The sequence below is a fragment of the Photorhabdus kleinii genome (assembly GCF_025384885.1).
Taxonomy (GTDB): Bacteria; Pseudomonadota; Gammaproteobacteria; order Enterobacterales; family Enterobacteriaceae; genus Photorhabdus; species Photorhabdus kayaii.
Genome location: NZ_JAJAFY010000031.1, coordinates 1 through 22,355, shown reverse-complemented (window position 1 = coordinate 22,355; position 22,355 = coordinate 1). Strand labels below are relative to the sequence as shown.

Sequence of the window (22,355 nt, the reverse complement as noted above, 5' to 3'; positions counted from 1 at the left end):
TCCTTTATTCTAAAGGTTAAAGAAAAACTCTGTTTTTTGGATGGATAAATTTTTTGGGCATATAGAGATCATAATCATTGGTGCGACAATATTCTTCCAATTGATAACTAGAATGAACCCCAATTCTTCCATATATTCGTGAGATATGAGTTTCAACCGTACGATAAGAAATATTTAACATTCTACCAATTTGCTTGCTGGTATACTTGTGTAACATCAGGAAAATAACATCCCATTCCCGTTGAGTAAAGCGATCAGTCGGTGGCTGGAACATAATATTGGCTGGCAATTTTCCATGAAATAGCCGGGTGAATGAAAAATCCTGAACTTGCCAACCATGATATATAGTCCCCATACAGCTTCTGTCTTCATGATAAAGAGGATATTTTTCAAAAAAATAGGATGATAGAATTTGTTCTTTTCCATGTACATGTGTTATGAGTGAACACATCCTTTCTTCTTTTTCCATCACTATCTTATCATGAATCATATATTCTTTAGCAAATTCGGCTCCATCCCAAGGAAGGTCATAATCATAAAGCCCCTCATAATCAAAAGAGCTTGAAATATTTTGAACATGTTTACATGCTTGGTTGGCATAAATAAAACATGCATTTCTATCCTTTATTCCCCAAGGCTCATTGCTTTGCTTCATTGTATTAATAATCTGAGGTGATATTACATAGTTCTTTTTCATATTTAATGAGAATTCTTATTCATCTAGTGGTTAAAGAAACATTCTGCTTTCTGGGCGCACAAACCTTTCTGGCACATAGAGATCATAATCATTGGTGCGACAATATTCTTCTAATTGACGACTAGAATGAAGACCCATTCGTTTATATATGCGTGAGATATGGGTTTCAACCGTACGGTAGGAAATATTTAACATTATACCGATTTGCTTACTGGTATATTTGTGTAACATCAGGAAAATAACATCCCATTCCCGTTGAGTAAAAAGGTCAGTCGGTGGCTGGAACATAATAGATGCTGGAAGTTTTTCACGAAATAGTCGGGTAAATGAAAAATCCTGAGCTTGCCAACCATGATATATCACGCCCATACAGTTACCATCTTCATGATAGAGAGGATATTTTGCAAGAAAGTAGGATGACAGAATTTGTTCTTTTCCAAATAAATGTGTTTCGAGTGAACATATTCTCTTTTCCTGTTCCATGACTTTTTGATCATGAACCATGTATTCTTTGGCAAATTCGGCGCCATCCCAGGGTAATTCATGTTCATAAATCCCTTCATAGTCAAAAGAACTTGAAATATTTTGAAGACGTTTACATGTCTGATTGACATAAATAAAGCATGAGTTTTTATCTTTTATTCCCCAAGGCTCATTACTCTGCTCCATTGTATTAATAATCTGAGGGGAGATGACATAGTTCTTCTTCATATTAGTGAGAACTCCTTTTAATCTAAGGGTTAAGGGAGCATTCTGCTTCCAGGTTGCACAAATCTTTTTGGCACATAGAGATCATAGTCATTGGTGCGACAATATTCTTCCAATTGACGACTAGAATGAAGACCAATTCGTTTACATATGCGTGAGATATGGTTTTCAACCGTACGGTAGGAAATATTTAACATCATACCGATTTGCTTATTGGTATATTTGTGTAACATCAGGAAAATAACATCCCATTCCCGTTGAGTAAAGAGATCGGTCGGTGGTTGAAATAATATAGACGCCGGGAGTTTTCCATGAAATAGGCGAGTGAATGAGAAATCTTGGGCTTGCCAACCATGATATATAATGCCTACACAGCTTCCGTCTTCATGATAAAGAGGATATTTTGCAAAAAAGTAGGATGATAGAATTTGTTCTTTTCCATGTATATGTGTCTCAAGTGAACATATTCTTTTTTCCTGTTCTACCACTTTTTTGTCATGGGCCATGTATTCTTTGGCAAATTCGGCGCCATCCCAGGGTAATTCATACTCATAAAGCCCTTCATAGTCAAAAGAGCTTGAAATATTTTGAAGACGTTTACATGCCTGATTGACATAAATATAGCGTGTATTTTCATCCTTTATTCCCCATGGCTCATTACTCTGCTCCATTGTATTAATAACCTGAGGGGAGATGACATAGTTCTTCTTCATATTAGTGAGAACTCCTTTTAATCTAAGGGTTAAGGGAGCATTCTGCTTCCAGGTTGCACAAATCTTTTTGGCACATAGAGATCATAATCATTGGTGCGACAATATTCTTCTAATTGACGACTAGAATGAAGACCCATTCGTTTACATATGCGTGAAATATGGTTTTCAACCGTACGGTAGGAAATATTTAACATCATACCGATTTGCTTACTGGTATACTTGTGTAACATCAGGAAAATAACATCCCATTCCCGTTGGGTAAAAAGGTCAGTCGGTGGCTGGAACATAATATTGGCTGGCAATTTTCCACGAAATAGCCGGGTGAATGAGAAATCCTGAACTTGCCAACCATGATATATTGTTCCTATACAGCTTCCGTCTTCATGATAGAGAGGGTATTTTTCAAAGAAGTAAGACGACAGAATTTGCTCTTTGAAGAATTTATGTGTTACAAGTGAACATATTCTTTCTTCTTTTTCCATTACTATTTTATCATTGGTCATGTACTCTTCAGCAAATTCAGCTCCATCCCAGGGAAGATCATAATCATAATGCCCCTCATAATCAAAAGAGCTTGAAATATTTTGAACATGTTTACATGCTTGATTAGCATAAATAAAGCATGAGTTTTTATCTTTTATTCCCCAAGGCTCATTACTCTGCTCCATTGTATTAATAACCTGAGGTGATATTGCATAGTTCTTCTTCATATCAGTGAGAACTCCTTTTAATCTAAGAATTAAGGAAACATTCTGCTTTCTGGATGCACAAACCTTTCTGGCACATAGAGATCATAATCATTGGTGCGACAATATTCTTCCAATTGACGACTAGAATGAAGACCCATTCGTTTATATATGCGTGAGATATGGGTTTCAACCGTACGGTAGGAAATATTTAACATCCTACCGATTTGCTTACTGGTATATTTGTGTAATAGGAGGAAAATAACATCCCATTCCCGTTGGGTAAAGAGATCAGTCGGTGGCTGGAACATAATATTGGCTGGCAATTTTCCATGAAATAGCCGGGTGGATGAGAAATCCTGAGCTTGCCAACCATGATATATTGTTCCTATACTACTTCCGTCTTCATGATAAAGAGGATGTTTTTCAAAAAAATAGGATGACAGAATTTGTTCTTTTCCAAAAGTATGTGTTACAAGCAAACATACTCTTTCTTCTTTTTCCATCACCTTTTGATCATGAGCGATGTATTCTTTGGCAAATTCGGCCCCATCCCAGGGTAATTCATCATCATAAAGCCCTTCAAAGTCAAAAGAACATGAAATATTGAGAAGACGTTTACATGCTTGATTGACATAAATGTGGCATGAGTTTTTATCCTTTATTGCCCAAGGGGCATTACTTTGCTCCATTGTGTTAATAACCTGAGGGGAGATGACATAGTTCTTCTTCATATTAGTGAGAACTCCTTTTAATCTAAGGGTTAAGGGAGCATTCTGCTTCCAGGTTGCACAAATCTTTTTGGCACATAGAGATCATAATCATTGGTGCGACAATATTCTTCTAATTGACGACTAGAATGAAGACCAAGTCGTTTACATATGCGTGAAATATGGTTTTCAACCGTACGGTAGGAAATATTTAACATCATACCGATTTGCTTACTGGTATACTTGTGTAACATAAGGAAAATAACATCCCATTCCCGTTGGGTAAAAAGATCAGTCGGTGGTTGGAACATAATATTGGCTGGCAATTTTCCACGAAATAGCCGGGTGAATGAGAAATCCTGAACTTGCCAACCATGATATATTGTTCCTATACAGCTTCCGTCTTCATGATAGAGAGGGTATTTTTCAAAGAAGTAAGACGACAGAATTTGCTCTTTGAAGAATTTATGTGTTACAAGTGAACATATTCTTTCTTCTTTTTCCATTACTATTTTATCATTGGTCATGTACTCTTCAGCAAATTCAGCTCCATCCCAGGGAAGATCATAATCATAATGCCCCTCATAATCAAAGGAACGTGAAATATTTTGAACGCGATAATTAGCTTGATTAGCATAAATAAAGCATGAGTTTTTATCTTTTATTCCCCAAGGCTCATTACTCTGCTCCATTGTATTAATAATCTGAGGGGAGATGGCATAGTTCTTCTTCATATTAGTGAGAACTCCTTTTTAATCTAAGGGTTAAAGAAACATTCTGCTTTCTGGATGCACAAATCTTTCTGGTACATAGAGATCATAATCATTGGTGCGACAATATTCTTCCAATTGACGACTAGAATGAAGACCAATTCGTTTACATATGCGTGAGATATGGTTTTCAACCGTACGATAGGAAATATTTAACATTGTACCGATTTGCTTGCTGGTATACTTGTGTAACATAAGGAAAATAACATCCCATTCCCGTTGAGTAAAAAGGTCAGTCGGTGGCTGGAACATAATAGATGCTGGAAGTTTTCCACGAAATAGTCGGGTAAATGAAAAATCCTGAGCTTGCCAACCATGATATATCACGCCCATACAGTTACCATCTTCATGATAGAGAGGATATTTTGCAAGAAAGTAGGATGACAGAATTTGTTCTTTTCCGAATAAATGTGTTTCGAGTGAACATATTCTCTTTTCTTGTTCCATGACTTTTTGATCATGAACCATGTATTCTTTGGCAAATTCGGCGCCATCCCAGGGTAATTCATGTTCATAAATCCCTTCATAGTCAAAAGAACTTGAAATATTTTGAAGACGTTTACATGCCTGATTGACATAAATAAAGCATGAGTTTTTATCTTTTATTCCCCAAGGCTCATTACTCTGCTCCATTGTATTAATAATCTGAGGGGAGATGACATAGTTCTTCTTCATATTAGTGATAACTCCTTTTAATCTAAGGATTAAGGAAACATTCTGCTTTCTGGATGCACAAACCTTTCTGGTACATAGAGATCATAATCATTAGTGCGACAATATTCTTCTAATTGACGACTAGAATGAAGACCAATTCGTTTATATATGCGTGAGATATGGGTTTCAACCGTACGGTAGGAAATATTTAACATCCTACCGATTTGCTTACTGGTATATTTGTGTAATAGGAGGAAAATAACATCCCATTCCCGTTGGGTAAAGAGATCGGTCGGTGGTTGAAATAATATAGATGCGGGAAGTTTTCCATGAAATAGTCGAGTAATTGAGAAATCTTGGGCTTTCCATGCATGGAGAAAGAGACCGATACATTCATTTTCATCATTATATATTGGATATTTTTCCGAAAAATAAGATGATAGAAATTTATCTTTCCCATATGTATGTGTTTCAAGTGAACATATTCTTTTCTCTTGTTTCATAACATTTTTATCGTGAATAACGAATTCTTTTGCAAATTCAGCTCCGCTCCAAGGGAGTTCAGTATCATATTTCCCTTCATAATCAAATAAATCTGGGAGATTTTGGATTTGTCTGAATGCCAAATTACCAAAAATCCAACATGAGTTTTTGTCTTTGATTGCCCAAGGTTCATTACTTTGCTGCATGGTGTTAATAACTTGAGATGAAATAATTAATTCATTTTCCATGTTATCATTCCTCTTTCTAGCTTTAAAATTAGATTTTTAATCTTATAATCAATTTAACTCACGACTACCTCAAACCCTAGGGTAGTTCATGATCATAAAACCCTTCATAATCAAATAATTGTTTAAAATTATGAATAAATTTTTTTTTAGCTGCATTGCCGTAGATAAAGTTTGAAGAACTATCCTTTATTCCCAACGGGTCATTGTTCATCGCCATTGTATTAATAATCTGAGGTGATATTGCATAGTTCTTCTTCATATCAGTGAGAACTCCTTTTAATCTAAGAATTAAGGAAACATTCTGCTTTCTGGATGCACAAACCTTTCTGGTACATAGAGATCATAATCATTAGTGCGACAAAATTCTTCTAATTGACGACTAGAATGAAGACCCATTCGTTTATATATGCGTGAGATATGGGTTTCAACCGTACGATAGGAAATATTTAATATCCTACCGATTTGCTTACTGGTATATTTGTGTAATAGGAGAAAAATAACATCCCATTCCCGTTGAGTAAAGAGATCGGTCGGTGGTTGAAATAATATAGACGCCGGAAGTTTTCCATGAAATAGCCGGGTGAATGAGAAATCCTGGACTTGCCAACCATGAAATATCGTTCCCATACAGCTTCCGTCTTCGTGGTAAAGAGGATATTTTTCACAAAAATAGGATGACAGAATTTGTTCTTTCCCAAATAGATGTGTTTCGAGTGAACATATTCTTTCTTCTTCTTCCATCACTATTTTATCTTGAGTCACGTGTTCTTTAGCAAATTCAGCACCATTCCAAGGAATTTCATAATCGAAAAGCCCTTCATAGTTAAAAGAATTTGAAACATTATGAAGAGATTTTAATGCCAAATTAACATAAATAAGGCATGAATTTTCATCTTTTATTCCCCAAGGATCATTACTCTGTTCCATTATATTAATAACTTGAGATGAAATAATTAATTCATTTTCCATGTTATCATTCCTCTTTCTAGCCTTAAAATTAGATTTTTAATCTTATAATCAATTTAACTCACGACTACCCCAAACCCTAAGATAGTTCATGATCATAAAACCCTTCATAATCAAATAATTTTTTAAAATTATGAATAAATTTTTTTTAGCTGCATTGCCGTAGATAAAGTTTGAAGAACTATCCTTTATTCCCAACGGGTCATTGTTCATCGCCATTGTATTAATAATCTGAGGAGAGATGACATAGTTCTTCTTCATACTAGTGATAACTCCTTTTAATCTAAGGATTAAGGAAATATTCTGCTTTCTGGATGCACAAACCTTTCTGGTACATAGAGATCATAATCATTGGTGCGACAATAATCTTCTAATTGACGAGTAGAATGAAGACCAAGTCGTTTATATATGCGTGAGATATGGGTTTCAACCGTACGATAGGAAATATTTAACATTCTACCGATTTGCTTACTGGTATATTTATGTAACATCAGAAAAATAACATCCCATTCCCGTTGAGTAAAGAGATCGGTCGGTGGTTGAAACATAATATTGGCTGGCAATTTTCCATGAAATAGCCGGGTGAATGAGAAATCTTGGGCTTGCCAACCATGATATATCGTTCCCATACAGCTTCCGTCTTCATGATAAAGAGGGTATTTTTCAAAAAAATAAGACGAAAGGATTTGTTCTTTTCCAAAAGTATGTGTTAAAAGCAAACATACTCTTTCTTCTTTTTCCATCACCTTTTGATCATGAGCGATGTATTCTTTGGCAAATTCGGCCCCATCCCAAGGTAATTCATGCTCATAAAGCCCTTCAAATTCAAATGAACTTGAAAAATTCTTAAGAGATTTTAATGCCAAATTACCATAAATAAAGCATGAGTTTTTATCCTTTATTCCCCACGGGTCATTACTTTGCTTCAATGTATTAATAACTTGAGATGAAATAATTAGTTTATTGTCCATGTTATTACCCCTATTTTTCTAACCTTAAAATTAGATTTTTAATTTTATAATCAATTTAATTCCATACTACCTATAGTGACAAATCTTGCGGGAATATAAACGTCAAGTTTATTTTCTTTGCAGAAATCTTTCAATTCTTCGTGTAATGATAAATTGAATTTTTGGTAAATTGACTGAATATGATTAACCACATCTTCGGCACTTATCATTAACTCTTCACCGATTTTCTCTTCATCTAATGAGCGCAGAGTTAGAAAGAGAACTTCCCATTCAGTTTGTGTCAATTTGTCATTAGGGGCGATAAATTCCAACGTTGCCGGAGGGGTTTTATCATAATAGTAAGCAGTAGAAAAGTTTTGGGTTTTGCACATATGAAAAGTGAGCCCAATACAATTGCCATCTTCATCACAAAGTGGGTATTTATTACAAAGATAGATTTGCTTAATCTTATATTCTTCAAATGGATGCGTTTCTAGTGAACTAACGCGTTGCATAGTTTGAAGAACTTTTTGATCCTGACGGTGGAATTCTTTTTCATATTCTGCAATAGGTGAGGGTAATTCACCTGTTGTAAGCCCGGTAATATCGAAATCTTCAGGCAAATTGTGTAGTTGATAAAAAGCGGAATTGGCGTAAATAAATCTTGATTGGAGATCTTTGGCCCCCCAAGGTTCATCGCTGTTTTCCCACATATGAATTAATTGTGGGGTGATATTATTAGGTCTGTTTTTTATATGTTGCATTGGTGACTCCTGAACGATTATTTCAGTTGTTATCTGACATGTTTGTTAACTAATTATACTCAAAATGCCTTGGTAATATAATAGAATATAATAACTTGCTCGTCAAAATACATATATTTATTAATTAAGCCTTTTATTGTTATATAATGATACTTTTAACATTAACGAATATAACTAAAAATACTATTTTGTATAAAAACATTTTAGTTTACTTACTAAACAGCAAAATTAATGAATAAGCTTTTTAAATCATGAGTAATTAAGTGACGTAGATCAAAAATTTTCTGTCATTAACCAAAGCGTGAGGGAGTGGTTGTTATAACGATGATAGGTAATAGGATGAAAAAGAAGGTGTTATTTTTGGAGCGGAATAATGGCGAAAAAATGGCATTTAATCGGAATAATATTCGATCAATTAAAGAATGCTTTTTAAACGGCGTATGTAGAGCATTGTAATTAGATAAACCATATTTTGGAATTATCAGAATAATCAACTAAATAGAGTTTTCAATCTAAAAACCGAGTTTGAATTTGCCTACTGCGGACAATGGCTATTCTTAAATAAAATTAAGGTTAGGTAAATTCTATAAAATTAAATTATCGAAGAATAATTAAATAAAAAACTTACTTAAAATGGTATAGTCCGAGATATAAAGTTGCATTTCAAGTTCCACTTAGATGTTTGTTACAATCACGTTCTTACCCCATATCCCGCAGTTTGTATCAATGATTTTCTGCTTTGACAGTGCCGGCGAGGTAACGCCGGAGGTAAAAATTTGACCTGATTTTCATTAACTTCAGAATATTCCTATATTTTTTAACTTAAATTTGTTGCATTATTGGTCATCACTTAACACTTAAGTGGTAATAATATGGCAATGATTTTAGTTAAACCCATGCTTCATGTGGTAAGTCAATGGAGAAGTGAATAGATGGCAATAGGATATTTCCTGCTGGTTGGTGACAAAACCACCTGTGGCGGACAGATTATTACTGGTGACCACACCATGACATTTAATGGACGCGCAACGGCTCGCGAAGGGGATAAGGTTACCTGTGGTAAGCATCCCGGTACTTACATCATTGTCGGTGGTGTATCCGATATGTTTGACATGGGGCGAAAGTTGGCCGGTACACTGGATAGTGTCAGCACTTTCCCCTGTCGGACCCGGTTTATTAATTCTGAGATGGACAGCTATGAGAAGCAGGATCAGCCTCGTCAACAAGCGGTAATGGCGGCGCAGAACTTCTCATCACCGGTGAAGGAAGTGAGGGATATTCAGCCCAGTCCTCCACCAGTAACGCAGGAGCTTCCGCCTCCGATCCCGGTATTTGCCAAATCCCGCCAACGGGCCAAAGGTTGTACTGATGCCGGTACGGAGACTGAACCGGCAAATAATTTTGGCAGGATAGCGATATATCAGGTGCCGTCATCTCCTGCGCCGGTCACGGCACAAGAGCCTGAACAGCCTCCACAGGGCAAGAAATACCCGCCAAACCGGATAAGCCGCAGGATAAAAAATTACCGTGGTATAAGCGGTGGTTTAGCGGTAGCAAAGATAAGGCCGAAGCCGCCGTTACCGCTGTGGCCGCCATTGCTCGCGGTGCGGTAGCGGACGGTGAAGCATTGGTGATGCGTTACGTTGGTGGTGGCGTTACCAGTGCTGGGCGCTGGCTGGCGGCACCGAATCCGTTGACAGTCGGATTAATGGGACTGTTTTATTCATCGGAGCTAAATCAAGGCGAAGAGGACTATTTAGATCGGTATCACCTGAGTGAAATTGCGGAACGGTCCGGTAAAGCGCCGACTCGTGTTCGCTTTCGTTGGATCAGAGATGAAAAAAGCGGAAGGATGACGGTTCAGGGCTATCACGTCAGCCCGGAAAGTGGTTTGGATAAAGTGCCAGTTCGTATGATGAGATTGAATCCGACTACCGGTAATTATGAACGCACAAACTTAATCAGGAACAGGAGTTATACAAATAATGGCGGCCAACATTGAAGCATTGATTAATTTCTTGGGTAAGTCTTATCAGGAAATTTTTGATAAAGGGTTAATTCCTTATAAGACCAAGCCAACAGGATACCCAGGAGATCCTGATATCACTTTGGATATGATTAAAGAAGGGATGTATTTGGCTTTTAAGAGGGATGGTAAGATTCTGTTTGCTATATACCCGTCATCTTTCAAGTTGCCTCTTTGTTGGCTGCACTCGCTCACCCCGGTCACATAGTTCGCTATGCTCCCGGGGACTCGCTCCCTTGCCGTCGCGATGTATCTTGAAATCCATAGGGTATATAATATTTTTAAATAAAATATTCCAACAGGGCGGGTTATTTTCTCCATTAATAATGAATAAGAACAACATGAAAAAACTAGGAATAAATACGTAATCTAAGACAATAAAAACTTTTCCGGTATATAGTGATTGAAATTATTGGCTCGACAATACGCTTCCAGTTGTTGGCTGGAATTAACCCCTATCTTACGGTATATCCGAGTCATATAAGATTCAACAGTGCGATAGGCCAGATTCAGTATCCGTCCAATCTGCTTTCTGGTATTTTTCTGTAAAAAGAGGAAAATGACATCCCATTCACGTTGAGTAAAAAGATCAGTTGGTGGTTGCAGCATAATTGAGGCGGGAAGTTTGTTGTGGTATTGATGTAAATAGGATAATGAATAGTTTTGTGCTTTCCAACCATGATATATGACTCCGATGCAATCTCCATCTTTATGGTAAAAAGGTGATTTTTCGAAAAAGTAAGACGATAGGATTTTCTCTTTGCCAAATATATGGGTTTCGATTGAGCATATTCTCTGCTGTTTTTCTATTACCTTTTTGTCATGATTAATAAATTGTTCCGAAAATTTAGCGCTATCCCAAGGAAGTTCATTTTCATAGACCCCTTCAAATTCAAATGAATTTGAAAAGTTCTGAAGAGATTTTAATGCTAGATTACCGTAAATAAAGCATGAATTTTTATCTTTAATTCCCCAAGGCTCGTTGCTTACTGCCAGTGTATTAATAACTTGAGATGATATAGTTATGTGATTACTCATATTATAGTTCCTTTTTACCTATTTTGGGTTTAAGTCGTGATATGTTTGAATCATATTGTCAGTTTAATACTTTATTACCAGCAATAACAGGCTTTTTCATAAAATAATTATTATGGTTGTTTTTATTACGAGAATTGTTTAGTTGTATATGACATTGTAGATTTAATTTTGGGTAAATTTTCTTACTATAATTAACTGTGTTTTCTACAATAGATGAAGGTAATTTACCAGTTAAAAATCTTTCAATATCCTAATTCTTAGGAAAATTGTGATATTGGTAGAGAATAGGGAGGGGGATTTTTGATAAATAATTATTTTTATTGGAAATTATTGCCTTTTTTACACAGGTAAATTAGTTCAATAATGGTATTATTTTTGTTGTAATTTATAGTTAATATGACATTTTATTATTTAGGTGATTATTTAAATGATTTATTTGTTTATGATATTTAAAATAGCTGTGTTTTATAATAGAGAGAAATGGCTAATTCTTTCTTTTAATTAAATTTAAATTTATTTAAGATGTGAATTTCAAATATGAGGAAATGTAACAGGAAATAATTATTTTTTCTAAAAATTAAATAGGCATTAAGCTGTTTATGTAACTGATATTTTTAATATATGAAAATTATGCCGGTATAATTTGAAATAATCTTACCATCCATTGATGGTAAGATTGTATTATACCGACAGCGATAAACTATTTAATCATGTTTTTTATGATTAAAAAATAGTAAATAAAATCATTAAGATAGTAAAAATTTTTCGGGTACATAGCGTTTAAAATTGTTGATGAGACAGTATTCTTCCAGTTGTTGGTTGGAGTCAACACCTATCTTGTGATATATATTGGTCATATGGGATTCAACTGTATGATAAGAGATATTTAATATTTTTCCAATCTGTTTCCTGGTGTATTTTTGTAAAAAGAAGAAAATAATATCCCATTCACGTTGGGTAAAAGAATCTGTTGGTGGGTGAAATATAATAGAAGTGGGCAGCTCGTTATAATATTGATGTAAGTTAATTAATGAAAAATCTTTGGCTTTCCATCCATGAAAAAATATGCCTATACATTCCTTTGCATCGTTATATAGTGGTAATTTTTCTTGGAAGTAAGACGATAAGATTTTTCCTTTTCCATATGTATATGTTTCAAGTGAACAGATTCTTTTCCCTTTTGTTATTACAATTTTATCATGATCAATAAATTCTTTCGCAAACTCCGCTCCACTCCAGGGAAGTTCGTCATCAAAAAGCCCTTCATAATCAAATGACGTTGGAATGTTTTGAATAGATCTTAGGGCCAGGTTAGCATAAATAAAGCGTGAATTTTTATCTTTGATTCCCCACGGTTCATTGCTTGCTTCCATCGTGTTTATTATTTGTGATGAAATATATGTTCCATTAATTTTTTTCATGATTAAGACCTATTATAGTGATGATAAATTTATAATACTCGGCAACCCTAAGTGATCAATATTTATACCCGTTATCCTTCAAGTTGCCTTTTTGTTGGCTGCACTCGCTCACCCCGGTCACATAGTTTGCTATGCTCCCGGGGATTCACTCCCTTGCCGTCGCGATGCATCTTGAAATCCATTGGGTATATAGGGTGTAAAAGAGGGTAGTTATTTTTCTTGTAGTGGTCTCCAAATGAGTGAGTTTCTAGCAAAGTGACTCTGCATCGTTTCAAAGTATGTTTTATCTTAGTGGAGGAATTCTTGTTCATATTTTAAGATTATCAAATATAATTTATATGTTTAAATGACTCTATTTTTATTCTTCGTACAAGTTAAGATTAAAGTGATACTGTTTAGTTTACTTTTTATATTTTGCATAGTAAATCCTTGGTGATTACTTAAGACATTATCTGAATGATTTAAGTAATAACTCTACTTAACATGATTTGATTCTATAGCATAGAACAACAATTTGTTTTTCAAGGGAAAATAACTATTAATTAAATTCTTTATTATTTAATAGAAAAACTTTAAATAAAAAAATATATTTATGGGTATTATTTTACAGAAAAATTATTTAATAAGGGTGTTTTTTATGAATGTTCAATGATAGCTGGTAATACTTATTTTTTTTCGATGGTAATTATTGATGAATGGTTATATACCCTATGGATTTCAAGATGCATCGCGACGGCAAGGGAGTGAATCCCCGGGAGCATAGCAAACTATGTGACCGGGGTGAGTGAATGCAGCCAACAAAGAGGCAACTTGAAAGATGACGGGTATAATTACTTAAATTTCCCTATAATCTAACTTTTCAAATGAATTTATAGCGCTATTTTTCGATAGATTATAAATTTTAACTCCTCTTTTTATTGCTATTTCATGAGCTAGGTTGAAACAAGGAATGATGAAATCATGTAAGTTATTATTTAATTTGGTATCTAGCTGATCATTTTGGGCTTCATAAAATCTTGGTTTCGAAAAATTGTTCATATCTAGACCTGCGAAATATATTTTTTTATAGTCCAAAAACAATGCTATTTGCAGAGCGGAATATGCAACTGTTGTTCCGTTGTAGAATCCGAGATTTAAGTTTAATGAGAATGCTACACTATTCTGTATTATTATTTCATCACTCTTTATTTCAAAAAGTTCTTTTTCCTCTTGATAAACTGGCTGGTCAATGTTCTCAATAATAATGACTTTACATGTTAATTTAAGATAGCCGTAATGAATTAAGATATCATTGAGACAATCCATTGTTGTGAAGAGTATCAATTCATCGTCTTTTAATATATTTAAAACGATATTCTTCCTATTTAGAATGAATGTGCGGTCAATTATAACATGGTATTTGAATTTCACTTCTGGTGATAATTCATACGAGCCGTTAACACCCATAATATCAAATGTGGTATCATCAAAAAAATCTGTTTTGATGGTAGATACCGACGGTCCAGATGCAATAATGATTAAGGGTTTTTCTGATTTTTTTGGGAATTCATTGATGTTTATATTTTTCTTATTGAATGAAACGGAGTCGATTTTGCCATTAATGTTTCTTGAGATCTTTATGTGAGGCCAAAAGTTCATATTGTGTTTCATTTTTTTACTGGATACATTTCTGTATATTGATTTTGTTATATTCTGCTTACAGAGCATACCTAGTTTTAAAAGATATTTATATTTAAAAAACATATTGTAGTCCCATTGTTCATTTTAAATTGGAATATTCAATTATTTATTTTTTGCTTTTTTATCTTTATCTCATTTTGAGATTTAGGTGTATATGCAATACAATTAGCAGGGATATCTTTATTAACAAATGACATTGCGCCTATGTAGACATTATCTCCAATTGTTATATTATCACTTATAATACAAGAGTTTGCACCTATTTTTACATTATCACCTATACTTATTTTCCCTTGAGTATCTTCATTAAGAACGCCAATGGTTGTATTTTGTAAAATATGAAAGTTATCACCAATAACGCAAGTGCGGGAAATAACAATGCCAACATAATGAGATATACGTAAATTTTTTCCTATATAGGAGCCTAATCCTAAATCACATCCATATTTATTTCTTAAATTTCTATTGATACGAATTGAGATTTTCTTGGCTTTATTTGTCCTGTATAAATAATTAGCAATTCTCCACCAGAAATAGAACCTGCGGTCTGGGCATTTAAGGACTCGATGGATTGTTTTGAACCATGAAAACGATGTCCGTGAACAGATAACTTCGCTGAGTAAACATGCTTTTAAATGGCTTAGCTCTTCTTTATGTGATAACACCGTGTTCATTTTTTTATCAATACCTTGCACTGATTAGCCGTATCATTTTTCAGACATGGATTATATTAAAAATGTTGAATTTAGCCAAATAAATCGATTTGGCAAACCTAGCTATGTGAATTTTTGTTGACGAAATACAAGTGAATCCCAAGAAAAAACCACCGTCAAGTGCAAATGACGTAAATTCAGTAAACACAGGCACAATTTCAATTGTTGCCAACGCTGATATTGCGGTAGGAACAGCAACGTACTGGAAAGATCATAAGTTTGGTATTGCTCTTGCTCAAATCGTATTAATTAAAGTTGGAAATTTTTTAAATTATCAGTAATTAAAGTGTCAATAGTGATACTGAATTGGTATTAATAGATAAATTTCTGGATGTAGTTTCTAATGTTGAATTACTGATTGCTAGCAATTATATAAAAATAATTAACCTTGTAAGTAATAAAAACACTGCATTATTATTTTTCTGAACTAGACTTGATTGGCGCGAATTGCAAGAGGGATTGCTTTTACAATAATTTAATATATTGATTATAAAATAATATTATTTAATTTTAGGAGAAAGTACATGAGTTATAAGAATGATTTTAAGGCTTTTTCTATTGGTGATAATGCGAATGTGGTAAATCAAGGAAAATATGAAGAAAACCAAAGTTTGAAGAGTGGATTTACACCAGATAATGTTCCCACTCACTTGTTAAATAAGGTATTACGTCAAGCGTCAACCATATCATCTGTCGTGGCTGATTTTATCGCGACACGATCTGGCAATGATGTTCTGGATGATGGAAATATAGCCAAACTCACCGATCAATTAAATAAAGCGCTAGAGCAAAAAATTACAACAGACATTCCCAGTGCTTCATTAACACAAAAGGGCGTTGTTCAGCTTACAAATGTGATTGGCGATAGCAACACATTGGCGGTTACACAAAAGCTTGTTCAGGAAGTCATAAATTCATTACGTGAATATACCCGCGAAGAGATAGATAATCGGATTAAAACAGCCAATGAAATTCCTGTTGGTTCTCCTATTCCGTGGCCGTTACCTCATCCACCGTTTGGTTATTTCGCTTGTAATGGTTCAGCATTTAATAGATTGCAGTATCCGAAGTTGGCGGAAGCTTATCCTGACGGTAGATTACCTGATTTAAGGGGCGAATTTATCCGCGGATGGGATGATGGTCGAGGGATAGATCCAGAACGTTCATTATTGAAGTTGCAGGAGGGGTCTTATTTACTACAGGAAGCTGGTGGAGCTGATAATGTTGTTAATTTTTCACGTAATGATCGTGTGGCATTACAGTGGGATATTCCGCAAAATAAAACCATTTCATTAAGGGCTAGGGCTGCTACAGCAGGCCCTGGGACTTGGACCACCACTGCAACTTATATAGGGGTATCAAGACCTCGCAATATCGCATTTAGCTACATAGTGAGAGCAGAGTAATGGCTGAAAATACGCTTGATAGCCAGAATATAGAAGCATCCTAGGATATGGGAATTTTGCTTGTTGATGGACAAGCATGTTGGCTGCAAAGGGTAAAATGTAACTGAAAAAATGATATTTCCCCGAACCTAAATTTTACCCTTTTTTAATGACCAACTATAATTCATTGATTTTTAATGAAATTTAATTTCTCTCATAAAAAAGGGTTTTTTTGCTTTTGATAAATATATTCTTTGATAGTCAGTGAGTTGGAGTTAATATGTAACAGTGCACTGCCATACAGGCAGCTTAGAAAAACAATGCTACGTTGTTTTCCTCAGACTTGTGGATATGCTCTTCTAAATGGTGGCGAGTCATTAAGATGATTAGGGTATACAAGTATTGGTTTATGAAAACAAGTAATACTTGTTTTTAAGGTGGGTTTATTTTTATTGATTGTTAGAAATGTGACTGCTTAGACATTCTTAGATGATAGTGAAGGATATGGGACAGAAAAGCCACCGAGTGGTGGCTGGTATAATTATTATGCTTTCTTTCTAAAGTTATCGTCGTTTTTAACAAACTCAAAAGCATCAAGGATAATACCTGTTATCCTCAATATATCTTCTGGAGCTTCTATAAATATTCTTGAGTTATTAGCAGATAATCCAGCTCTATTAACTTCGTTGGCTAATATATCAGTTAGCTCAATAGGTATTTGGATATAAGGTTTATTCTTCTTGTCAAAGTATCTTATTATCCATCTATTTGATTTTCCTTGATAAAGGATACCAAAGTAAGATTCTGTATCCTTGTATTGCAAATCAACAGAATCCCCGACTATTGATTTTGCTTTTTCATATAGAGTTAATTCGTTTTTAGTGGTGACAATATTAGGGTTATCTAGATCTACTATCTCATCTGGTTCTTTCGGATTCTCTTGAGGTTCTATCTCGTCTTGAACTCCATCAATTGGAACATGTTTATTTGAAAGACCGGAAACCACCATTGCGCTGACAGATTTCTCAACAGCTTGTTTTACCAACGGGGTGATTGATTCAATAAAGCGCTGATTTAGTTGGCGTTCGACATTAGATCGATTGGCAACGTATCTCACAAATTCACTATCAACATCTCTTAAGCTAGTGCTGATGGTTTTAGTAAAAGCGGATAAGTAAACACTTTCCTCTGCAAGCGTTCTTAGTGCTTCCGGTTTGAATTTATCGTGTCTAAATCGATAGAGCTGGCCTACATCCGCATCGCTAACTTCATCCATTTTAATGCGTAAGAATGGGGTAGGGTCCATTACGTTTTTTTGTTTTAAATCGGTAAAGAAACGCCACTCTAATCCATTTGTAATTGCTGAAATAGTCACTTCTGGAGTAGAATTAAAGTATCTGGATAACTGAGGACAGTGGTTATCTAGCTTTTCGCTGTATCCCTTTGCTTCAATAAACATAACTGGGACACCTTGGCAAAACAAGGCATAATCAACCCGCTCATTTGCTTTTAACCCGGGGAAATCCGCTCCGTATTCGGCTTTAACTTTTTGAGGGTCATACGGACTGAACCCAAGAATATCTAAAAAAGGTAATATTAATGCTTGCTTAGTTGTTTCTTCGGTGGTGCAGTGTTGGCCCGCACTCTTAACGTGGTCAACATGATGTTTTATTTTTATCTTAAAATTGTCCATTCCATAACCTTAATAATCTAAAACGGAATACCAGAACATTCTCCCGATGATGTTCACTTGATCTTCATCTGCAACTTCATCTTCGTATTCATCACGGTTATAACTTCTGATAAGTAATTTTCCTCTCGGGCGTCTGTAAAGACATTTAAGACGCTTTAATCCATCCTGTTCAATCGCATACACTTTTCCATCAATAATTTTCTTATTAGAGATATCTACTGCTATTGTTGTTCCATCCGGGATAACTGGCTCCATGCTGTCGCCCTTGGCAGGAAAACAAATAATTGTAGAGCCGTCAGTTGGGGCGCCAATTTTTCTTAATGTTGCTTTGGAAAATCTTAACTTAAAGCTGTTATAATCCGCATCAATACACCCACCATTGCTGCATGAGAATTCAATATCCTTTAAGAACGGCACCTTCACCTCATCGCCATCTAGTAGCATGTTGTTGTCCCATTGCGCCTCGCTATCAGGTGGAACTTGGTCCGCACCCTTTTTGAGTGTTTCGCCAAATAAAAGCCAGTTCACATCAGCGCCAAGGATAGATGCTAATGTTGTTAGCCTCGATTTTCTTGGTTCTGTGTTTGATTCCCACTGTTGTACAGACTGTGGAGTAACGCCAAGCATATCTGCTAGTTCAGCTTGAGTTAATTTTTTTGCAAGCCGAGCTTGCTTGATTCTTTCGTGCATTGTTTTCATGCCTTAAATATATAAGCGAGGCTTTTATTTTTATAGCAAGCAAAACTTTATTTTTAAAGTATTTATTGTATTTTGTTTGTTGTTTTTAGTAAAAAAAGAAAACCTTTATGAGCATACTGGTTTTGAAAAATAACAATGCTAATAGTTAGCAAGGTTAATAATGTATTAGAGGAAATTTTAAATATTATTAAAAACTGCCAATGATCAGGAAATGGGCTATAGAATTGAAGCGTTGTATTAAGAGTTTTTCCGAGTAGAAATATAATATTAATTATGGATAATTTTTGGGAGTATGCATCAATAATAGACTAATTGTCATAGAATAAGGAAGGTCAATGTTGATTAATATTATAAGAACAAAATGGTTTTCAGATGTTAAATATAAATGGTTTGGGCATGTTTTTCATTCTAAAATATTTAATTACTTATTGTTGCTAATTATATAAAAACAGTCAATCTCCTAATAAATAGGAATGCTGTATTACTCTCCTTTCTGAACTAGACTTTAATTTAAATGAATTGCAGACAGATTATTTTTACAGTAATTAAGTATATTGATTATAAAAGATATTTTTTGTTTAAGGAGTAAATACATGAGTAAAAAAAATGATTTTAAAGCTTTTTCTATTGGTGATAATGCTAATGTAATTAGCCAAGAAAAATATGAAGAAAATCAGAATTTGCAGACTGGGTTTCCACAAGATGGTATTACTACTGATATGCTAAATAAGGCATTACGTCAGTCGTCCACGATATCTTCTGTAGTCGCTAATTTTATCGCCACACACTCTGGCAATGATGTTCTGGATGATGGGAATATAGAGAAACTCAACGCTCAATTAAATAGAGCACTGGAACAAAAAACAAAGGTTCCTGATGCCTCATTAACACAGAAAGGTATTGTTCAACTTACAAATGAGGTTGGCAATAGCAATACATTGGCTGTTACACAAAAACTTGCTCAGGAAATAATAAATTCATTACGTGAAGAAATTAATATCCCTGTGGGTTCCCCCATTCCGTGGCCGTTACCCTATCCACCTATCAACTATCTCGTTTGTAACGGTGCATTTTTCAATAAATTACAGTACCCAAAGTTAGCAGAAGCTTATCCTGACGGCAGATTGCCCGATCTAAGGGGAGAATTTATCCGTGGCTGGGACAGTGGTCGAAATGTGGATCCATCTCGTTCAATATTGTCATGGCAGGAAGGGGCTTATTTGCTACAGAATGTTGATCGGGCTAATAATTTTATGATTACTCTCTCACGTAATGAGTTTGCAAAATTGCAGTGGGATATTCCCCAAAATAAAAATACTTCGGTAAAAGCTGTATATTATAAAGCTCAGGCAGATTGGATTGCAAATTCCGCATTTATAGGGGTATCGAGGCCCCGTAATATAGCATTTAACTACATAGTGAGAGCAGCAGCATGCAGCATAATGACAGAACAAAAATACGCTTTAGAACATGAAACCGCCGTATTGGGTGAAGACGGATTAGCAATTCAAGCTGGCTGGATAAAAGTTTATCACACGGATCAAATAACAAGAGAATTTACTCACGCTGATATTGAATATGTCATGCTCGGTGTCAGTTTGTCAGCGAATTCTTATTTAGATGCACCAGACTTTCCCGATTCTGATGATGTGGCTGTTTGTCGCAGTGAAGACGGTAAGTGTTGGGAAATCGTCCCTGATTATCGGGGGAAAATAGCTTACGGCACGTTAACACGAATTCAACAGAAAATCACTGAACTGGGTGAATTGCCTGAAACTCTGACCTTCAAGCAACCGACCACCGATTTTGATAAATGGGATGGCACAAAATGGGTCACTGATAATGTAGCTCTAAAAGCAAATCAGATTGAACAAGCGGGGCAGCAGCGTGTAATTCTGTTGCGACACGCGAATGAATCCATTGCATTACTGCAAGATGCTGTTGATTTAAATATCGCTACCGAAGTAGAAAAATCCGCTTTACTGACATGGAAAAAATACAGGGTAATGCTCAATAGAGTAAATATTTCGCTGTCTCCCGATATTGAATGGCCGGAACTGCCGAGGTAAAGAGTATAATGAAAGGATATAGTGAATAGTGATTTCCATCACGAAAAAAAGCCACCTTGCGGTGGCCTTTTCTTTTCCCTAACTCACTGTTTTACAGCAAATTTTTATTTGGTGCCCAGGGCGGGACTTGAACCCGCACAGCCTTAAGGCCGAGGGATTTTAAAAACCATCACAGCATTTTAAGAAACAATAAGTTAAGTTAAATCAGTTAGTTATATTTTATATATGTGCATTAATGTAGAGCTATATATGATGTTGTCGCCACTTGAAATCAGTCATCTTCAATCTGATCATAAGGGTTGAGAGTTAGTGCCAAATCGAGATGCTCTGGAGCAAAGTGTGCATAGCGCATTGTCATATTTATAGTGCTGTGACCCAATATTTGTTGTAGCACTAAAATATTACCGCCCCGCGTCATAAAATGTGATGCAAATGTATGACGGAGCACATGAGTTAATTGTCCATCCGGGAGGCTTATTCCCGCTCTTGATAATGCTCCTTCAAAGGCGTCGTAACAGTTCGAAAACAGAATTCCTCGGCGCTTCGGTAATCTATCGTATAAGCGTTTTGATATTGGCACTGTACGATTTTTGCTACTTTTTGTTTTTGTGAATGTTACTTTGTATTTCATTACTTGGGATTGAGTTAATTTTTGTGCCTCTCCCCATCGGGCCCCGGTTGCAAGACATATACGTACAACATGACCTAGGTCTTTATTTTTGGAATCATCGCAGGCATCCAACAAGCGTTTAATCTCTTCTTGGAGTTCTGTCAATAACTCTCCGGTGGTTCAAAATTCAAACAACAACAGGAGAGAAATTGACAGACATTACGATGATTTGTTGGTGAATGAGTTTCATCAAAACTACCCGACAATGCATTTTGATGAAAAAGTGAAACGGATTTATGAGTCGGCAGCACTCAATAACATCGACATGGACGATTTTTTAGCTCGCTCATTACTTGATGGAGGAAATATTATCGTCAATGACGAACGTTATTGCTTATCTATGTTTGGTTATTTGCAGAAAGAAACCAAACAACATAGAAAAAGCGTAAAAGCAATCATGAACAGGTTAAATGATAAATTGGGTAACCCTATTAATCTTAACGATATTTTTCATGATCCCGGAGGGCATTACTCTGCCATGGCTGAAGAGGCCGAAAGAAAATATTTTGATGAGCTAAGGGGTTAAAAATGACTGACTATTCAACTACGCGCGCAATGAACAATGTTCTGTCAGAAATGACAAAACAAGATGAACTCTGGGGTGCTGACCGT

The 22,355-nt window shown here is 35.3% G+C and carries 23 protein-coding genes and 4 pseudogenes; 7 read left to right on the top strand and 20 right to left on the bottom strand.

From position 1 onward, the window contains the following. Positions 1-16: 16 nt before the first annotated feature. From LG003_RS14860 to LG003_RS14800, 13 genes are all read right to left on the bottom strand, one after another. The gene (locus tag LG003_RS14860; RefSeq protein WP_112876930.1) at positions 17-697 is read right to left on the bottom strand and encodes a helix-turn-helix transcriptional regulator; all 681 of its coding nucleotides are present in this window, start codon (positions 695-697) and stop codon (positions 17-19) included. Between the two features lie 30 nt (positions 698-727). Further along, positions 728-1,408, bottom strand: a complete 681-nt coding sequence (locus LG003_RS14855) for a helix-turn-helix transcriptional regulator (RefSeq protein ID WP_112876931.1) — start codon at positions 1,406-1,408, stop codon at positions 728-730. A gap of 29 nt (positions 1,409-1,437) precedes the next feature. Then, positions 1,438-2,118: a helix-turn-helix transcriptional regulator gene (locus LG003_RS14850; protein ID WP_112876932.1), complete on the bottom strand. Its 681-nt coding sequence runs from the start codon at positions 2,116-2,118 to the stop codon at positions 1,438-1,440. Between the two features lie 29 nt (positions 2,119-2,147). After that, the gene (locus tag LG003_RS14845; RefSeq protein ID WP_112876933.1) at positions 2,148-2,828 is read right to left on the bottom strand and encodes a helix-turn-helix transcriptional regulator; all 681 of its coding nucleotides are present in this window, start codon (positions 2,826-2,828) and stop codon (positions 2,148-2,150) included. 29 nt (positions 2,829-2,857) lie between these two features. Next, a complete protein-coding gene (locus LG003_RS14840; protein ID WP_112876934.1) occupies positions 2,858-3,538 on the bottom strand; it encodes a helix-turn-helix transcriptional regulator in 681 nt (226 codons plus the stop codon). A 29-nt stretch (positions 3,539-3,567) separates the two neighbouring features. Further along, positions 3,568-4,248: a helix-turn-helix transcriptional regulator gene (locus tag LG003_RS14835; RefSeq protein WP_262981057.1), complete on the bottom strand. Its 681-nt coding sequence runs from the start codon at positions 4,246-4,248 to the stop codon at positions 3,568-3,570. A gap of 30 nt (positions 4,249-4,278) precedes the next feature. Then, positions 4,279-4,959: a helix-turn-helix transcriptional regulator gene (locus tag LG003_RS14830; RefSeq protein WP_262981056.1), complete on the bottom strand. Its 681-nt coding sequence runs from the start codon at positions 4,957-4,959 to the stop codon at positions 4,279-4,281. A 29-nt stretch (positions 4,960-4,988) separates the two neighbouring features. Then, complete coding sequence (locus LG003_RS14825) at positions 4,989-5,669, bottom strand: helix-turn-helix transcriptional regulator (RefSeq protein WP_262981055.1); 681 nt, start codon at positions 5,667-5,669, stop codon at positions 4,989-4,991. Positions 5,670-5,745: 76 nt separating this feature from the next. Next, complete coding sequence (locus LG003_RS14820; RefSeq protein ID WP_315903390.1) at positions 5,746-5,928, bottom strand: hypothetical protein; 183 nt, start codon at positions 5,926-5,928, stop codon at positions 5,746-5,748. 29 nt (positions 5,929-5,957) lie between these two features. Further along, on the bottom strand, positions 5,958-6,638 hold the full coding sequence (locus LG003_RS14815; RefSeq protein ID WP_262981054.1) for a helix-turn-helix transcriptional regulator: 681 nt from the start codon (positions 6,636-6,638) through the stop codon (positions 5,958-5,960). Positions 6,639-6,686: 48 nt separating this feature from the next. Next, entirely contained in the window at positions 6,687-6,896 is a 210-nt protein-coding gene (locus tag LG003_RS14810) for a hypothetical protein (protein ID WP_315903389.1), read from the bottom strand. A gap of 29 nt (positions 6,897-6,925) precedes the next feature. After that, positions 6,926-7,606, bottom strand: a complete 681-nt coding sequence (locus LG003_RS14805; protein ID WP_262981053.1) for a helix-turn-helix transcriptional regulator — start codon at positions 7,604-7,606, stop codon at positions 6,926-6,928. A 50-nt stretch (positions 7,607-7,656) separates the two neighbouring features. After that, positions 7,657-8,349, bottom strand: coding sequence for a PAS domain-containing protein (locus tag LG003_RS14800; protein WP_262981052.1), 693 nt, complete (start codon positions 8,347-8,349; stop codon positions 7,657-7,659). Positions 8,350-9,281: 932 nt separating this feature from the next. On the opposite strand from LG003_RS14800, the pseudogene LG003_RS14795 reads away from it, so the two are divergent. Beyond that, positions 9,282-10,297: pseudogene (locus LG003_RS14795) on the top strand (PAAR domain-containing protein); the annotation flags it as partial. 37 nt (positions 10,298-10,334) lie between these two features. Next, a pseudogene (locus LG003_RS14790) lies at positions 10,335-10,523 on the top strand (DUF6392 family protein); the annotation flags it as partial. Positions 10,524-10,744: 221 nt separating this feature from the next. On the opposite strand, the gene LG003_RS14785 reads toward LG003_RS14790, so the two are convergent. From LG003_RS14785 to LG003_RS14770, 4 genes are all read right to left on the bottom strand, one after another. Continuing rightward, positions 10,745-11,413, bottom strand: coding sequence for a LuxR C-terminal-related transcriptional regulator (locus LG003_RS14785; protein WP_112876939.1), 669 nt, complete (start codon positions 11,411-11,413; stop codon positions 10,745-10,747). A gap of 746 nt (positions 11,414-12,159) precedes the next feature. Further along, positions 12,160-12,834, bottom strand: coding sequence for a helix-turn-helix transcriptional regulator (locus LG003_RS14780; RefSeq protein WP_262981051.1), 675 nt, complete (start codon positions 12,832-12,834; stop codon positions 12,160-12,162). An 834-nt stretch (positions 12,835-13,668) separates the two neighbouring features. Then, positions 13,669-14,577, bottom strand: a complete 909-nt coding sequence (locus LG003_RS14775; RefSeq protein WP_262981050.1) for a lipopolysaccharide core biosynthesis protein RfaZ — start codon at positions 14,575-14,577, stop codon at positions 13,669-13,671. A 35-nt stretch (positions 14,578-14,612) separates the two neighbouring features. Beyond that, positions 14,613-15,209: a serine acetyltransferase gene (locus LG003_RS14770; protein WP_262981049.1), complete on the bottom strand. Its 597-nt coding sequence runs from the start codon at positions 15,207-15,209 to the stop codon at positions 14,613-14,615. 110 nt (positions 15,210-15,319) lie between these two features. Between LG003_RS14770 and LG003_RS14765 the strand changes: the two genes are divergently transcribed. Both LG003_RS14765 and LG003_RS14760 read left to right on the top strand, forming a co-directional pair. Then, positions 15,320-15,508: a hypothetical protein gene (locus tag LG003_RS14765; RefSeq protein WP_113048417.1), complete on the top strand. Its 189-nt coding sequence runs from the start codon at positions 15,320-15,322 to the stop codon at positions 15,506-15,508. Between the two features lie 243 nt (positions 15,509-15,751). Continuing rightward, positions 15,752-16,633, top strand: coding sequence for a phage tail protein (locus LG003_RS14760; protein ID WP_112876943.1), 882 nt, complete (start codon positions 15,752-15,754; stop codon positions 16,631-16,633). Positions 16,634-17,156: 523 nt separating this feature from the next. Here the strand turns inward: LG003_RS14760 and LG003_RS14755 are convergent. Both LG003_RS14755 and LG003_RS14750 read right to left on the bottom strand, forming a co-directional pair. After that, positions 17,157-18,305: a type I restriction endonuclease gene (locus LG003_RS14755; protein ID WP_262981048.1), complete on the bottom strand. Its 1,149-nt coding sequence runs from the start codon at positions 18,303-18,305 to the stop codon at positions 17,157-17,159. Positions 18,306-18,314: 9 nt separating this feature from the next. Then, positions 18,315-19,004, bottom strand: a complete 690-nt coding sequence (locus LG003_RS14750; RefSeq protein ID WP_262981047.1) for an XRE family transcriptional regulator — start codon at positions 19,002-19,004, stop codon at positions 18,315-18,317. 593 nt (positions 19,005-19,597) lie between these two features. Between LG003_RS14750 and LG003_RS14745 the strand changes: the two are divergent. Both LG003_RS14745 and LG003_RS14740 read left to right on the top strand, forming a co-directional pair. After that, a pseudogene (locus tag LG003_RS14745) lies at positions 19,598-20,216 on the top strand (tail fiber protein); the annotation flags it as partial. 230 nt (positions 20,217-20,446) lie between these two features. Beyond that, positions 20,447-21,073 carry a tail fiber assembly protein gene (locus LG003_RS14740; protein WP_262981077.1) on the top strand — a complete coding sequence of 209 codons (627 nt, stop codon included), beginning with the start codon at positions 20,447-20,449 and terminating at the stop codon, positions 21,071-21,073. Between the two features lie 271 nt (positions 21,074-21,344). On the opposite strand, the pseudogene LG003_RS14735 reads toward LG003_RS14740, so the two are convergent. Further along, positions 21,345-21,833, bottom strand: a pseudogene (locus LG003_RS14735) (tyrosine-type recombinase/integrase); the annotation flags it as partial. Between the two features lie 85 nt (positions 21,834-21,918). Between LG003_RS14735 and LG003_RS14730 the strand changes: the two are divergent. Further along, entirely contained in the window at positions 21,919-22,269 is a 351-nt protein-coding gene (locus tag LG003_RS14730) for a hypothetical protein (protein ID WP_262981046.1), read from the top strand. The last annotated feature ends 86 nt before the right edge of the window (positions 22,270-22,355 follow it).